Consider the following 15,150-nt stretch of genomic DNA (forward strand, 5'->3'; position numbering starts at 1 on the left):
CTCCGTCACGCTAGCGTGACGGCATGTCCGCCCTCGGAACCTCCCGCTACGCCGCCCACGCCGCCGCCCTGCCCGAACCCGTCGCCCGGGCCGTCGAACTGGCCACCCGCCTGGGATTCGCCCAGTCCTGCCGCCCGGAACACGGACGCCTGCTGCAGGCCCTCGCGGCGGGCGCGGGCCCGGCCGGGGGGATCGGCGAGACCGGCACCGGCTGCGGTGTCGGCCTGGGCTGGCTGATCGCCGGCCGCCGCCCGGGCGTCCGCCTGGTGAGCGTCGAACGGGAGGCCGAACTCGTGCACGCGGTACGGGAGTTGTTCGCCGACGTGGCCGACCTGGAGATCCTGCACGGCGACTGGACGACGATCCACCGGCACGGCCCGTTCGACCTGCTGGTGCTGGACGGCGGCGGCAACGGCAAGCAGACCGCGGCCGCCGACCCGCAACGCCTGCTCACCCCCGGCGGCACCCTGGTGGTCGACGACCTCACCCCCCTCACCGCCTGGCCGCCCACCTACGGCGGCGCCCCCGACACCGGCCGCACCGTCTGGTACGACCACCCCGCCCTGCTCACCACCGAGATCCGCCTCGCCCCCGACCTGTCCACCCTGCTCGCCACCCGCCGCCCCTGACCGGCCCGCCCTCCCGTCCTCTCAGGTCAGCGCCGTTGACGTCGTGCTCCCGCCGCAGGCATGCCGGACGCCGCGGGCACCGAGATCGACTCCTCGCCTTCCTCGGCGTCGGCGCCACCCGCTTCGGCGCCGAGGTCATGCTCGACCTCCTCGCCGGGACGCCCTCCTGACGGCCGGTCAGTCTGCGCGACCGGTCAGTCTGCGCGACCGGCCACCCGGCGGTAGTGCCGGCGGGCCTTCAGGCGGTTGCCGCAGGCCGACATCGAGCACCAGAGGCGGGCGTTGGCCCGGCTGCGGTCGAGCAGGAAGAGCCCGCACTCCTCGTTGGCGCACGGCCGCAGCCGGCCCGGCAGCGATTCGGCCAGCCGGGACCAGGCGAGCACGCAGCGCACCCCGAACGGCTCGGCCGGCCCGGTGTGCAGTTCCCAGCGCACGCCCGCGGGTTCGACCACCGGGGTGCGGCTGACACCGGCCAGCAGCGGCTGCAGCGTCTCGGCCCCGGCCCGGCCGCGCAGGACGGCGGCGATCGCGTCCCTGACCCGGCGGGCGGCGGCGGCGTCGGCGGGAGAGTCGGGCAGGCCGTGCGCGCCCAGCCACCGTCCGCCGGCGGCGCCCGCCAGGCGGTCGTTCGCGACCCCGTTGACGATCGGGCGGGTGTTGAGCAGATCGAGCAGCAGCTCCGCATCCTCTACAACCACACTGGCCATGTTGACAGGTTAGCACGGGGTAGTGTTCGCTGGCCTTATAACCATAATGAGGCATCAATCTGGTTAGGGGCAGGGGCGTGCGCGATCACACCACAGTGGGTGCGCGTTCGGCCGAAAAGCAGCCCGGCGGCCTGGCTAGCGTGACGGTCGTCGACGCCGGACAGGGCGCGGCGCGACGAGATCACCGACACGCCCAACCGGACCTGGAAGGTGTGGCATGACCGTTACGCAGACTCTGCGGGCGCCCGCGGGCACGGAGACCGGCGAGCTCTCCGGCGAGGAGATCCTGGCCAGGGCCGAGGCCGCGGCACCGCTGTTGCGCAAGCGTTCCGAGGAGATCGAGCGGGAGCGCCGGCTGCCGGCCGACGTGGTGGAACTGGTGCGCGGGACCGGCGCGTTCCGGGTGGCGATGCCCAAGTCGCTGGGCGGGCCGGAGATGTCCTTCGCCGACCAGTGCCGGGTGGTCGAGGCGCTCTCGACCGGTGACGCCGCGGCCGGCTGGTGCGCGATGATCGGGATGGACACCTGGGTGTACGCCCGGTGCCTGCCCGAGTCGGTCGAGCGGTCCATCGTCGGCTCGCCCGACCTGATCACCGCCGGGATGATCTTCCCGTCCGGCACCGCCGAGCGGGTGCCCGGCGGCTACCGGGTGAACGGGCGCTGGCAGTTCGGCAGCGGCGTCACCCACGCCGACTGGCTGGTCGGCGGCCTGCTGGTGACCCGGGACGGCGAGCCCGAGCCCGGCCCGGACGGCGAGCCGGTGCACTGGCTGGTCGTGATGGGCCGGCCGGACGAGTTCGAGATCATCGACACCTGGTACACCACCGGCCTGGCCGGCAGCGGCAGCCGGGACTACCGGGCGACCGACCTGTTCGTCCCGGAGGAGCACACCTTCCGGTTCGGCCACTCGCGCGGCACCGGTCCGCTGACCGTCCAGGACGCGATCCTCGGCAACGTCCCCGGCGTGCCGCTGGGCGTGGCCCGGGCCGTCATCGACCACGTGCGGGAGCTGGCCGCCACCAAGCTGGAGCGGGTCACCGAAGTGCCGTGGGGCCAGAGCTACCGGATCCAGATGGCCGTCGCCGAGGCGGAGATGAGCCTCTCGGTGGCCCGGGACGCGGTCTACGCCAGCCTGGACCGGCAGTGGGAGCGGCTGCTGGCCGGGATCGAGCCGACCGAGGAGGAGCAGGTCTCCAACGCCCTGACCCGGGTCAACGCCTTCCGCACCGCCCGCTCGATCGCGATCCGGATGGCCGACCTGGTCGGCACCGCCGCGATCTACCGCACTTCGCCGCTCGACCGCTGGGTCCGCGACCTGCACACGATGTGCCAGCACATCCTGGCCCAGGACCAGATCCTGCAGTCCGCCGGCGCGCACCTGCTCGGCGGCACCCCGCTGGCCCCGTTCCCGCTGGGGCTGCGGGGCTGACCCGGACGCGGCCGGCACCCGTTCCTCCGTCCGCTCCACGGCGCGGACGGAGGGGCGTCGCGGCGTCCGACCCCCCGGACCGCACCGACCCGAACAACCCACCGAAGAGACGGGAAAGTCGATGTCAACCTCAAGCGAAGTCACGGCCGGCGGCGAGGTCGCCGACCCGGCGTCCGCGGACGCCGCCACCACGTGGGGATTCCGCCAGTGGGGCATGCTCATCGCGGTCTGCGGCGCGATGTTCCTGGACGCGCTGGACAACATCATGGTCGGCATCGCGGTGCCGCCGATCAAGGCCGACCTGGACATGTCGACCGCCTCCGTGCAGTGGGTGGTCAGCTCCTACGTGCTCGGCTTCGGCGGCTTCCTGCTGCTCGGCGGCCGGACGGCCGACCTGCTCGGCCGACGACGGGTCTTCCTCGCGGCGGTCTCGGTCTTCGCCGTGGGCTCGCTGGTCGGCGGCGTGGCCAATGACGGCACGCTGCTGATCGTGGCCCGCTTCATCATGGGCGTCGGCGCGGCCTTCACCGCCCCGGCCAGCCTCTCGATCATCGTCACCACCTTCGCCGAGGGCCCGCAGCGCAACCGGGCGCTCGGCATCTACACCGCCTGCGGTGCGGTCGGCTACTCGACCGGTGTGATCATCGGCGGCCTGCTCACCCAGGTCGACTGGCGGTGGACCTTCTTCCTGCCGGTCGTGGTGGCGCTGGTGGTGCTGGCCGCGGGCATCGCCCTGGTGCCCAAGGACCAGCCGGGCGGCGACTCCGCGGCGCCGCGCGACTACGACCTGGTCGGCGCGGTGAGCATCACCGCCGCGATGCTGCTGCTCGTCTACACCGTCGTCGACGCGCCGGCCGAGGGCTGGACCTCCGCCCGGACCCTCGGGCAGTTCGCCGGCTTCCTGGTGCTGCTCGCGGTCTTCGTCGCGGCCGAGCGCCGGGCGGCCAGCCCGCTGCTCCGGCTCGGCCTGCTGCGCAACCGCTCGCTGGTCGGGGCGAGCCTGGCCGCTGCCGCGATCCTCGGCACCTACATGAGCTTCCAGTTCATCGGCGGGCTGTACATGCAGTCGCTGCGCGGCTGGTCGCCGATCGAGATGGCCTTCGGCTTCCTGCCGATCGGCCTGTTGATCATGACCATCGCGCCGCGGATCGGCCGGGCCGTCTCGAAGTTCGGCCCGATCTGGATGATCTTCGCCGGCTTCGTCGCCTACACCCTCTCCTACGTGCTGTTCTGGGGCATCGGCGAAAGCTCCTCCTACTGGACGGCGATCCTGCCGAGCGTGGTGCTGATCGGCATCGCCTTCCCGTTCTCCTTCCCCGCCGCGAACGTGCAGGCGACCGCCGGGGTGGCGGACGAGGAGCAGGGCCTGGCCGCCGGCGTGCTGCAGACCGGCTACCAGGTCGGTGCCGCGGTGGTGCTCGCGGTGGTCACCGCCACCATGGCGGGCGGCGGCGACGACTCGCAGACCCCCGGGCAACTGCTCCACCACTACCACACCGGCATGTACGTGGTCACTGGTATTTCCGCCGTCACCATGCTTATCGCGCTGATTGCCGGAGTTCGCGGCAATGCCCGCCGTCGGGCCCTCGCCTCCAACTGACCGGAACACGCACCCACCTGCCGCCCTGTCCTCCCGCACCGCGGGAGGACAGGGCATTTTTATTCCGATTGATCACCGGGGTCGGATCGATTCCTGGTGCTTCATCCATTTATGTCGGGGTCCGCAAGTTAGCCAACCTTTATCGGCATCTTCGATCAACCGTTGCCCTGCGGCCTGCACCTTTGTTTCGATCTGCTGCAACCGCGTCCCGCGGGTCGAGGAGAAGGAGCCTGTCGTGCATCTTCAGCAATTACGTGCCTTTTGCGAAGTGGCGGCCGAGTTGAGCTTCACCAGCGCCGCGCGCAACCTCAACTACGCCCAGTCCAGCGTGACCGCCCAGATCCAGAACCTGGAGGACACCGTCGGGGCGTCGCTCTTCGACCGGAGCGGGCGAAGAGTCGCGCTCACCGAGGCGGGCCGGCGGCTGCTGCCGCACGCCGAGCGCATCATCACCGCGATCGAGGAGGCCCGCCTGGATATCGCCGCCCTCCACGCCCGGAACTTCTCCGGATTCCCGATCGTGCCGGTCCGGCAGAGAGCGCAAAGGATCGCCTTCAGAGGAGTCGCCTGACATTTCGGCCGCCGCCGGGCGGGTCGCGGATCGACAATTCCCGGTGCGCACCGAGGGAAATCCCCGGCCGCGTCGATCGGTAACGTCTGGCACATGGAAAAGACGAAACCAGAGCGACCGGCCGGGGCGGGCGATCTGCGCGAGGTGATGCGCAATTTCGCCACAGGGGTCTGCGTCGTCTCCACCTATTCGGACCGGGCGCCCGGTCGGCGCCACCACGCATTGACCGCCAATTCCCTCACCTCCGTCTCGCTCGACCCGCCGCTGGTCTCGCTGAGCATCCGGGGCGACTCCAGCTTCCTGACCGACCTGATGGAGTCCCGGGTCTGGGGCATCTCGATCCTGGACGCCGACTCCGAGCGACTGGCCCGGGCCTTCGCCCGGTCCAGGCAGCAGCGCGACGAGGCCCTCGGACAGGTGCCCACCGTGCCGGGCGAGCGGACCGGCGCCCTGCTCTTCGACGCCCCGGCCTGGATGGAGTGCCGCTACCGCGACCACCTGGTGGCCGGCGATCACGTGATGGTCATCGGCGAGGTGGTCGCACTGGGCGTGCGCAGGGCCGGCGCTCCGCTGATCTTCCTCCAGGGGGCGTTCCACCGGTTCGAGCACGAGCGGGTGTGACCCGATGAGCGCTGGAATCTCGATCGGCGTCGTCGGTGGCGGCGCGTCCGCGGTCTGCCTGATCGACGCGGTGGCCCGACTGGACGGGCCGCCCGGCAGCCTGACGGTCTTCGAACCGTCCGCGCACCTCTGGCGCGGGCGTGCCTACCAGGTCGACGCACCGGCTCTCAAGGTCAACGCGCTGCCCGACGACATGTCGGTGCGGGCCGGCGACCTCGGCCACTTCGAGCGCTGGCTGGCCGACCGCGACCGGGGGCTGGGCCGCCGGGACGGCATCGACCCGCGCTCGGGCGCCCGGTTCGTCTCCCGCAGCGTCTACGGCCAGTACCTGGAGCACTCCGCGCACGCCGCGCTCACCACCCTGCGGCAGCGCGGCTGGCGGATCGACCTGGTCGGCTCGGCGGTCACCGCCGCCCGGCGCACCGCCGAGCGGGTCCTGCTGCACACCGGGCACGGCGCTGCCCGGGCCTTCGACTACGTGGTGCTCTGCGTGGGCGGCGACGGCCCCAAGGACGTCTTCGGCCTGCGCGGCACGCCGGGCTTCGTCCAGGACCCCTACCCGGTCGCGGACACCCTGCGGGAGGTCGATCCGCAGGAGCGGATCGCGGTGATCGGCAGCGGCCTGACCGCCGTCGACCTGGTGCTCGCGCTCGACGCGCAGGGCCACCGGGGCCCGATCAGCCTGCTCTCGCGCCGCGGCGTGCTGCCCGGCGTCCGGCAGCGGTACGTCCCGTTCGAGCTGGAGCACATCACGCCCGAGCGGATGCGGGCGCTGGCCCGGGTCCGGCGCGAGGTCCCGCTGCCCGAGATCGTCGAGATCGTGCGGGCCGAGCTCCGCGACGCCGGCGCGGCCCTGGACGCCGTGCTGCCGGAGATCACCCGGATCGACCAGGAGGACCCGGTGGCCCGGCTGCGCCGGCAGCTGGCCGACGTGGACTCCCCGGACCTGGGCCTGCGGATCCTGCAGCGCGCGGTGCCGGAGACCGGCCCGGACATCTGGCCGCTGCTGCCGGAGCAGGACAGGGAGCACGTGCTCCGGCACCACTACCGCACCGTCATGAGCCTGTGCTGCCCGATGCCGCCGAGCAGCGCGGCGGTGCTGCTGGAGCTGGTGGACGCCGGCCGGCTGGAGGTCCGCTCCGGCCTGCGGACCGTCGGGGCCCGCCCGTCCGGCGGCTTCGAGGTGGTCACCGAGGGCTCGGCCTTCCGGGTCGACCGGGTGTTCAACGCGGTGAACGCCGCCGAGGACAGGATCCCGACCGGGGCCGCCGGGCTGGTCGCCTCGCTGACCGCCGGCCGGGCGGCCGTGCGGCACCGGCACGGCGGACTGGACGTCGTCCGCGCCACCAGCCGGATGGTGGTGGACGGCGAGCCCGACGCCCGGCTCTACGGGCTCGGGAACATCACCTCCGGGTCGCTCTTCTTCACCTTCGGCGTGCCCTCGCTGGTGGACCGCGCGGTGGACATCGCCGAGGCCGTCCACGAGCACGCGCGGGGCGTCCGGGACGCCCGCGCGCAGGGCCTGCTGCTGCGGGCCTGAACCGCCGCACCCCACCGGCCCGCACCGATCCCCACCGCACCACACCGCACCGATCCGCACCGATCCCTTCCGAGGAGTGCCATGACCAGCACCGCCGAGCCCGCCGCCTACCTGGCGGACACCAGTACCGGCCTGCCGATCCCCACCGAACCCGTCTTCGCCACCCACGAGGAGACCCGCCGCCACCGCAAGCAGCGCCTCGCCGCCGCCCTGCGGCTGTTCGGCAAGTACGGCTTCGGGGAGGGCATCTCGGGCCACATCTCGGTCCGCGACCCCGAGTACCCGGACCAGTTCTGGGTCAACCCGTTCGGGGTCTCCTTCAACCGGGTCAAGGTGGCCGACCTGATCGCCGTGGACTCCGGCGGCCGGGTGGTGCGGGGCAGGCACCGGGTCAACCCGAGCGCCTTCGTGATCCACTCGCAGATCCACGAGCTGCACCCCGGCGCCACCGCCGCCGCGCACGGCCACACCGCGCACTCCCGGGCACTCGGCGCCCTCGGCCGGCTGCTGGAGCCGATCGACCAGGAGTCCTGCGCCTTCTACGGCCGCCAGGTGCTCTACCGGGACTACGAGGGCCCCTCGGTCTCGCTGGCCCAGGGCCGCGACATCGCGGAGAAGCTCGGCGACAACCGCGCCATCCTGCTCCGCCACCACGGGTTGATCACCGTCGGCGGCTCGCTGGACGAGGCCGTGCACTGGTTCTTCACCTACGACAGCTGCGCGCGGGTCCAGCTGCTGGCCCGGGCGGCGGGCACCCCGGAGGCGTTCAGCCACGAGCAGGCGCTGGCCGCCGGCGCCGGCTTCGGCGACGAGCAGCTGGGCTGGTTCAGCTTCCAACTGCTCTGGGACGAGATCACCACCGAGCAGCCCGACCTGTTGGAGGAGTAGTCATGATCCGCTCTGCGGCCGTGATCGGCACCGGCCTGATCGGCACCTCGGTCGGCCTCGCGCTCTCCCGGCGCGGCGTCCGGGTGCACCTGCTGGACAACGACGAGTCGGCGGTCCGCACCGCCGCCGTGCTGGGCGCGGGGGTGACCACCCGGCCCGCCGAACCGGTGGACGTGGCGGTGCTCGCCGTGCCGCCCGGGCAGATCGGCGTGGTGCTGGCCGAGCAGCAGGCCAGGCGGCTGGCGCGCTGCTACACCGACGTGGGCAGCGTGAAGGCCGGCCCCGAGCGGGACGTGCTGGCGCTCGCCGCCGACCCGACCAGCTACCTGGGCGGCCACCCGATGGCCGGCAAGGAGCGCTCCGGCCCGCTGGCCGCCACGGCCACCCTGTTCGAGGGGCGTTCCTGGGTGCTGACGCCCCGTTCGGACACCAACAGCGAGACGCTCAACCGGGTGCTCGAACTGGTGACGCTCTGCGGAGGAGTGCCGGTGATCATGGAGAGCACCGCGCACGACCGGGCCGTCGCCCTGGTCTCGCACACCCCGCACCTGGTCTCCGCGCTGATGGCGGCCCGGCTGCGGCACATGCCGGACGCCGCCGCCCGGCTGGCCGGGCAGGGCCTGCGGGACGTCACCCGGATCGCGGGCAGCGACCCCCGGCTCTGGGTGGACATCCTGGAGGGCAACGCCACCGCCGTCGCCGACGTGCTGGACGACCTCGCGGAGGACCTCGCCGTGGCGGTCGGCGCGCTGCGCGAACTGGCCCGGGAGGCCGCCGAGGAGCGGGCCCAGGGCACGACCACGATGGCCGACCTGCTGGTGCGCGGCAACCAGGGCCGGTCCCGGATCCCCGGCAAGCACGGGGACGCGCCGGCCGACTGCGTCCCGGTGCACGTGCTGATCGGCGACGCTCCCGGCGAGCTGGCCCGGCTGCTCGCGGTGGTCTCCGAACTCGGCGTCAACGTCGAGGACATGGCCATCGAGCACTCCACCGGGCGGCCCAGCGGCCGGGTCGAGCTGCAGGTCTCGCCGACCGCCGCGCCGGTGCTCGCCGAGCGGCTGCAGGAGCGCGGCTGGACCGTCCAGCCGGGCGAGGAGTCGGACGCGTCGGCACCGGAGGGACTCGTCAACAGCTGGTGAGGGCCGCCGGTCCGCCACGGGCGGCCGGGCGCGCCTTCCCGCCGTCCGGCCGCCCGGGTTCCGAATGGAAGGTTTCGATGACTGTGGCAAATGCGGATGTCTCCGTGTTCAAGTTGTTCGACCCGGCGGGTACCGATTTCGAAGGGAATATGGATGATGCCCACGGATCTCCTGAACCTCCGTCAGCCGATAGGCACCGAAGCGGATTCGGATCAGTCGGCCGGTTCGGCGCAGATCACCCGCAACGGTGACGAGGATTTCCGGGGCACCCTCGCGAGACGGGCGTTCGGGGCGGTGCGGGTCTCCTACGCCGCCGGCGGTCCGCACGAGCTGATCCGGCCCCATCGGGCCGCCGAGACCGCCGAGACCGGCTGGCTGCGGCTGGTCCGCCCGCTCTCCGGCGAGCTCTGGGTGTTCCAGGACGGCCGCCACGTCGCGGTGCGCAGCCCGCAACTGGTCTGCTTCGACAGCACCCGCCCCTACAAGGTGATCACGCTGGAACGGTTCAGCCTGGTGCAGGCGCTGCTGCCGCACAGCCTGGTCGGGCTGACGCCCAGGGACGCGGCGTCGCTGACCGCGCGCTCCTGGGACGGCGGCCAGGGGCTGGCCGCGCTCACCGCCGACCTGCTGGCCGGCGTGGGACGGCACTGGCCGGACATCGACACGGCCGAGGACCTGCTCGGCAACAGCATCGTCGGCCTGGCCGCCGCGCTGTTCAGCGAGCGGCTGCGGGCCACCGCGGCGGCGGACACCCAGGTGGCCAAGCAGGCGCTGATGCTGCGGGTCCAGGCCTTCGTCCGGGAGCAGTTGGCCGACCCCGACCTCAGCCCGGCGCTGCTCGCCGAGCGCTACCACGTGTCGCTGCGCTACCTGCAGAAGACGTTCCAGGACCACGGCACCAGCCCGGCGCGCTGGATCCGGGACGAGCGGCTGGCCCGCTGCCGGGCCGAACTCGCCGATCCCGCCCGCGACCACCTGCCGGTCGCGGTGATCGGCGAGCGCAACGGGCTCTACGGCGCCTCGCACTTCAGCCGGCTCTTCCGCAACCGCTACGGCATCACCCCGCGCGACTTCCGCAAGCGGCGCAAGGCGGGCCCGTCCGCCGGCGCCGGCACCCCGTTCGTCCCGTCGACCGAGAAGGTGACACGTTGAACAGCTTCGAATTCCCGGGCCGCTACTACGAGGCGATGCGCGGCGGCTTCCGCGACCTCGCCGGGGAGACCGAGTTCCTCGCCGCGCACGCACCGGCCGGCGGGCGGGTGCTCGACCTCGGCTCCGGCACCGGCACCAACCTGCGCGCCCTGGCCGCCCGCGGCTACCGGGGCGTCGGGGTGGACCAGAGCGCCGCCTTCGTCGAGTACGCCCGCCAGGCCGGCGGCGCGGGCCTGGCGTACGTCCACGGCCGGGCCGAGGAGTTCACCACCGAGGACCGCTTCGACCTGGTCTACAGCCTCTTCATGACCCTCAACTACCTGCCGCGGGCCGAGCTCCGCCCGCTGCTGCGCACCGTGCGCGGCCTGCTGCGCCCCGGCGGCAAGGTGGTGCTGGAGTTCGGCCACCTGCTCAACTTCGTGGACGCCTACCAGCCGTACACGATCGCCCACCACCGCGCCGGGGAGCTGCTGATCACCCGGCTGGTCCGGCAGTCGATCAACGCCCACGCGGCGAACTGGCGCAACGAGGAGACCCTGCTGGTCCGGGAGGCGGACGGCCGGGTGGCGATGTACGACAACTTCTTCGACCAGGCCGTACTGACCGGGCCCGAGGTCCGCGAACTGCTCGCCGAGGCGGGCCTGGTGGTCACCGCCGAGTACGGCGGCTTCCGGAAGGAGCCCGCGCCGTTCCACGGGCGCGGCCCGCTGGTCCTGGTCGCCGCCGCCGCCGAGGAGGCGGCGGCATGACCGGCTCGCTGCTCGACGGCGGCCCCGCCGTCCCGCCCGGCCTGGACACCCTCGGCGAGGCGCTGCTGCGCGCCGCCCGCTCCGACGGCCCGGAGGGGATCCGGTTCATCCACCAGGACGGCACCGAATCCTCCCTGGGCTACCGGGAGTTGCTCGACGACGCGGCGCGGATCCTGGCCGGCCTGCGGGCCGGCGGGGCCCGGCCGGGCCAGACGGTGGTGCTGCAGGTCGGCCGGGACCCCGAACTGCTCGCCGCGTTCTGGGCCTGCGTGCTGGGCGGCTTCGTACCGATGCCGGTCAGCGCGGCGGCGGCCGACGCGCCGTCGCTGCTGCACCGGGTCTGGCAGGGGTACGGCCGGCCCTGGGTGGTCACCGGAAGCGGCCAGCCGGTCGCCGCGGAGACCGTCGCCGACCCGCGCTGGGCCGGTGCGCTGCTCGGTGACACCCGCGCGCTGCTCGGCCACGCCCCCGACCGGTCCTGGCACCGGGCGGCCCCGGAGGACACCGCGGTGCTGCTGCTCACCTCCGGCAGCACCGGCGTGCCCAAGGCGGTGGTGCTCACCCACCGCAACATCCTGAGCCGCACTGCCGCCACCGCGCTGGCCAACCGCCTGGGCCGGGCCACCCGGAGCTTCAACTGGATGGCCCTGGACCACGTCGGCGGCCTGGTGATGTTCCACGTCCGGGACGTCTTCCTCGGCTGCCACCAGGTGCACGCGCGCACCGCCTGGGTGCTCGCCGACCCGCTGCGCTGGCTGGACGCGGTCCACCGCCACCGGATCGACACCACCTGGGCGCCCAACTTCGCGTTCGGCCTGATCAACGACCGGGCCGGACGGTTGGCCGGGCGCGACTGGGACCTGAGCCGCCTGCGCTACATCATGAACGGCGGGGAGGCGATCCGCGGCCGGGTGGTCCGCCGGTTCCTGGAGCTGCTGGCACCGTTCGGGCTGCCCGGGGACGCGATGCACCCGGGGTGGGGCATGTCGGAGACCTCGGCGGGCGTGGTGGACTGCGAGTTCACCGCCGTCACCGCGGCCGGCGCCGACGACCGCCACGTCCCGGCCGGCCGCCCGCAGCCGGGCACCGCGGTCCGGGTGGTGGACGACGCGGGCGAACCGGTCCCGGAGGGCACGCTGGGCCGGCTGCAGGCGGGCGGGGCGTCGATCACCGGCGGCTACTTCCGGAACCCGGCACAGAACCGGCAGTCCTTCACCCCGGACGGCTGGTTCAAGACCGGCGACCTGGCCCGGATCGAGGGCGGCGTCCTGACCGTCACCGGCCGGGCCGACGACCTCATCCAGCTCGGCGAGGTGACCTGCTACGGGCACGAGATCGAGGCGGCCGTCGAGGAACTCGACTTCGTGGAGCCCTCGTTCACCGTCGCCTGCCTGGTCGACGACGACCAGTTGGCGGTCTTCTACCACCCCCGCGCCGCCGCGCCCGGCGGCGACCCGGCCCGGGCGGTCCGGGCCCGGGTCGCCGAGCGGCTGGGCGTCGAGCCGGCCCACGTCCTGGAGGTGGCCCGCGAGGAGATCCCGAAGACCGGCATCGGCAAGCTGCGCCGGGCCCAGCTCCGGGACCGCTTCGAGGCGCTGCGGACGGCCTGACCCGCCGGCGGGCGGGGCAGCGCGCCCCGGCCGCCGACGGCAGGGGGGCTGCCCCGCGCCGCGGTGCCATTCGCGCCCCGGTGGAATCCCGGTGGCGGGGACGCCGCCGGTTCCGACAATTCGACCACGACCGATTCCGGTGGTCCGCCCGGGCGGAAGACGCCGGACCCGAGTCCGGACATTCCTTCCGCCCCCTTGCGTTCGAGCGGAATCGACCGGACGGGCGATACGGCCGAAACGCCTCCGTGGAAACCTGCACGAATCTTGCCGGGTCCACACATTGGCGCTCCACCACGGAAGTCGACGAAAAGCCGACGCACCCCGATCGGGCCTGGAATCCGCACGCGAACCGGAGAACGGACCGCTCTCCCCCGCACCTCCCCGACCGGCGGCTCAGCGCTCCCGCCCGCGCGGTTTCAGCGGCGTGGCGGGCAGCGGCGGGGCGGCCAGCCGCTCGCCGTCGTACCCGTGCACCTCGCCGAACCGGTCGCCCCGTTCCCAGTCGGCGCGGGCCCGGGCGATCTCCTCGTGCGAGCGGCCGATGAAGTTCCACCACATGACGATGCGTTCCTCGAAGGGTTCGCCGCCCAGGAGCAGCAGGGCGGCGTCGGTGCGGGCGCGCAGCGGGAGTTCGCGGCGGCCGCAGCCGAGGTGGAGGAGGGAGCCGGGTTCGACGGGGACGCCGTCGACGTCGACGCTGCCGGTCATGGCGAGGACGGCGTACTCGAAGTCCGGTTCGAGGGGGAGGCGGTGGGCGGCGCCCTCGCGGAGGGTGAGGTCCGCGCCGGTGAGGGCGGTGTGGGTGGTGCCCGGTGAGGTGGCGCCGTCGAGGGTGCCGAGGATGAGGTGGGCGTGCAGGCCGTCGGCGGTGACGACGGGCAGTTCGGGGTGGTGCTCGAAGGCGGGGGCGATGTGCCGGTGGGTGTCGGGGAGGGCGACCCAGAGCTGGGCGCCGTGCAGCAGGGGGGCGTGTTCGCGCGGGGACTCCTCGGAGTGCGCGATGGCCCGGCCGGAGGTCATCAGGCCGAGTTCGCGGGGGCGGACGGTCTGCAGGCTGCCGAGGCTGTCCCGGTGCAGCACGCTCCCCTCGTGCAGCCAGCTGACGGTCTGCAGGCCCGTGTGGGGGTGCGGCGGGACCTGCATGCCGGGTTCGTCGGCGATGTCGTCGGGGCCGTAGTGGTCGACGAAGCACCAGGCGCCGACCATCCGGCGGCCGAGGTTGGGCAGCAGCCGCCGGACCACGGTGGATTCGCCGAGCGGGACGCGGCGCCCGGTCAACAGGTCCTTGACGGGGCCGGTGGCGGCCTGGCGTCCGCAGACGGCCGGGGCGGGTTTCCGGTCGAGGTTGCTCATGGCCGCCAGTATCGGCCGGACGGCCCGCCGCCCCGGGGTACGACGGGCCGCACGTCCGAAGGCCGCCCACCTGGACGGACGGACGGCGGACCAGCGGACGCTCAGCCCGCGCCGAGCTCGACCATCGCCTCTGGCATGACGCGCCGCCAGAAGCCGCCGGTGTGCTCGCCGCGCGGGAGGGACGCCCGTACGCCGGGCAGCGCGGCCAGGCGGCGGGCGGCGGGGCAGAAGGGGTCCTCGGTGCCGCACCAGAGCGCGATCCGGCCGGCCCCGGTGCCGGGTCCGGTGACGGCGTCGGTGTGCAGCAGCGGTTCGTGCTCGCGCCAGTCGGCCTCGTCGCGGTAGGCGTCGACGTTGCGGGCGTCGTTCCACGTGCGGAACAGCGCGGGGCTGAGCAGCGCGACGGCGGTCAGCTGCCCCGGGCGGGCCCGGGCGTACTGGAGGGCGCCGGAGCCGCCCATCGAGATGCCCAGGGCGCGGGTCGGTTCGGGCATCGAACGGTCGGCGAGCCAACGGGGCAACTCTCCGGTGAGCATGGCCATCGGGTCGTCGCCGGGGGTGCGGGCGTGCCAGTAGGTGGCGGCGCCGCCGTCGACGGCGACCACCCGGAACGGCGGGGTGCCGGCCGCGACGGCGGCGGCGAGGAACTGGGCGGTGCCGAGCCCGGTGAAGGTGGCCGCGTCGCCGTCGCGGCCGTGCAGGGCCAGGCAGACCGGCAGGTCGTCGGGGTGCTCGCCCGGCGGGTCGAACACCACCAACCGGACGTCCCGGCCCCGCGCGGCGGAACGCACCGTCTCGGCGCGGACCGGGCCGGCCGCGATCTGCGGCACCGTGCCGTCCGGCCCGGTCAGTCCGAGCAGCCGCCGCAGCCGGACGCCGCCGGGGAGCACGTCCTCGACCACCGCCCCGCCGACCGCCCCGGCCACGGCCCCGGCACCGAGCACGCTCACCGCGAGCGCCCCGACCAGCCGCCGCCGTCCGGGGCCCGCGCCGCCGGCACCCGGCCGTCCGGCACCCGACCGCTCGTCCCCCGGCTGCCGCTCGGCGCCCGTCGCCCCCGCTGCCCCCGCACCCGCGTCCGCCCCGCTCCGCACCTTGACTCCGCTCCGCCGTCCTCGCGCCCGGACCGGTGCCCGGGCGCTTCACTGGACGCCGGAACGAC

Annotated in this window: 15 protein-coding genes; 12 read left to right on the forward strand and 3 right to left on the reverse strand. The window is 73.8% G+C overall.

What is annotated here, in order from left to right:
- The first annotated feature begins 23 nt into the window (after positions 1–23).
- Together ABD345_RS08915 and ABD345_RS08920 are read left to right on the forward strand one after the other, a co-directional pair.
- Complete coding sequence (locus tag ABD345_RS08915; protein WP_344551395.1) at positions 24–629, forward strand: O-methyltransferase; 606 nt, start codon at positions 24–26, stop codon at positions 627–629.
- Positions 630–664: 35 nt separating this feature from the next.
- Positions 665–799, forward strand: coding sequence for a hypothetical protein (locus tag ABD345_RS08920; protein ID WP_344551396.1), 135 nt, complete (start codon positions 665–667; stop codon positions 797–799).
- Positions 800–823: 24 nt separating this feature from the next.
- On the opposite strand, the gene ABD345_RS08925 is transcribed toward ABD345_RS08920, so the two are convergent.
- On the reverse strand, positions 824–1,336 hold the full coding sequence (locus tag ABD345_RS08925) for a CGNR zinc finger domain-containing protein (RefSeq protein ID WP_344551397.1): 513 nt from the start codon (positions 1,334–1,336) through the stop codon (positions 824–826).
- Between the two features lie 217 nt (positions 1,337–1,553).
- Here ABD345_RS08925 and ABD345_RS08930 point away from each other — a divergent pair, with 217 nt between their 5' ends.
- From ABD345_RS08930 to ABD345_RS08975, 10 genes are all read left to right on the forward strand, one after another.
- Entirely contained in the window at positions 1,554–2,765 is a 1,212-nt protein-coding gene (locus ABD345_RS08930; RefSeq protein ID WP_344551398.1) for an acyl-CoA dehydrogenase family protein, read from the forward strand.
- Positions 2,766–2,886: 121 nt separating this feature from the next.
- Positions 2,887–4,365: an MFS transporter gene (locus ABD345_RS08935; RefSeq protein ID WP_344551399.1), complete on the forward strand. Its 1,479-nt coding sequence runs from the start codon at positions 2,887–2,889 to the stop codon at positions 4,363–4,365.
- A 235-nt stretch (positions 4,366–4,600) separates the two neighbouring features.
- Positions 4,601–4,936, forward strand: coding sequence for a LysR family transcriptional regulator (locus ABD345_RS08940; RefSeq protein ID WP_344551400.1), 336 nt, complete (start codon positions 4,601–4,603; stop codon positions 4,934–4,936).
- A gap of 147 nt (positions 4,937–5,083) precedes the next feature.
- Positions 5,084–5,557, forward strand: a complete 474-nt coding sequence (locus ABD345_RS08945) for a flavin reductase family protein (protein WP_344551497.1) — start codon at positions 5,084–5,086, stop codon at positions 5,555–5,557.
- A 4-nt stretch (positions 5,558–5,561) separates the two neighbouring features.
- Positions 5,562–7,097 (forward strand): FAD/NAD(P)-binding protein, encoded by a 1,536-nt coding sequence (locus ABD345_RS08950; protein WP_344551401.1) that lies wholly within the window; start codon positions 5,562–5,564, stop codon positions 7,095–7,097.
- Positions 7,098–7,178: 81 nt separating this feature from the next.
- Positions 7,179–7,985: a class II aldolase/adducin family protein gene (locus ABD345_RS08955; protein WP_344551402.1), complete on the forward strand. Its 807-nt coding sequence runs from the start codon at positions 7,179–7,181 to the stop codon at positions 7,983–7,985.
- Positions 7,986–7,990: 5 nt separating this feature from the next.
- On the forward strand, positions 7,991–9,124 hold the full coding sequence (locus ABD345_RS08960; RefSeq protein ID WP_344551498.1) for a prephenate dehydrogenase: 1,134 nt from the start codon (positions 7,991–7,993) through the stop codon (positions 9,122–9,124).
- 156 nt (positions 9,125–9,280) lie between these two features.
- A complete protein-coding gene (locus tag ABD345_RS08965; protein WP_344551403.1) occupies positions 9,281–10,276 on the forward strand; it encodes an AraC family transcriptional regulator in 996 nt (331 codons plus the stop codon).
- The gene (locus ABD345_RS08970) at positions 10,273–11,025 is read left to right on the forward strand and encodes a class I SAM-dependent methyltransferase (protein ID WP_344551404.1); all 753 of its coding nucleotides are present in this window, start codon (positions 10,273–10,275) and stop codon (positions 11,023–11,025) included. The genes ABD345_RS08965 and ABD345_RS08970 overlap by 4 nt, the downstream gene beginning before the upstream one ends.
- The gene (locus tag ABD345_RS08975; protein ID WP_344551405.1) at positions 11,022–12,635 is read left to right on the forward strand and encodes an AMP-binding protein; all 1,614 of its coding nucleotides are present in this window, start codon (positions 11,022–11,024) and stop codon (positions 12,633–12,635) included. Before ABD345_RS08970 ends, ABD345_RS08975 begins: the two co-directional genes overlap by 4 nt.
- A 393-nt stretch (positions 12,636–13,028) precedes the next feature.
- On the opposite strand, the gene ABD345_RS08980 is transcribed toward ABD345_RS08975, so the two are convergent.
- Both ABD345_RS08980 and ABD345_RS08985 read right to left on the reverse strand, forming a co-directional pair.
- Positions 13,029–13,988 (reverse strand): pirin family protein, encoded by a 960-nt coding sequence (locus ABD345_RS08980; RefSeq protein ID WP_344551406.1) that lies wholly within the window; start codon positions 13,986–13,988, stop codon positions 13,029–13,031.
- A gap of 101 nt (positions 13,989–14,089) precedes the next feature.
- Entirely contained in the window at positions 14,090–14,938 is an 849-nt protein-coding gene (locus ABD345_RS08985; RefSeq protein ID WP_344551407.1) for an alpha/beta hydrolase, read from the reverse strand.
- Positions 14,939–15,150 lie beyond the last annotated feature (212 nt).

Origin of the sequence: Kitasatospora saccharophila (genome assembly GCF_039529925.1) — a bacterium.
Lineage (GTDB): Bacteria > Actinomycetota > Actinomycetes > Streptomycetales > Streptomycetaceae > Kitasatospora > Kitasatospora saccharophila.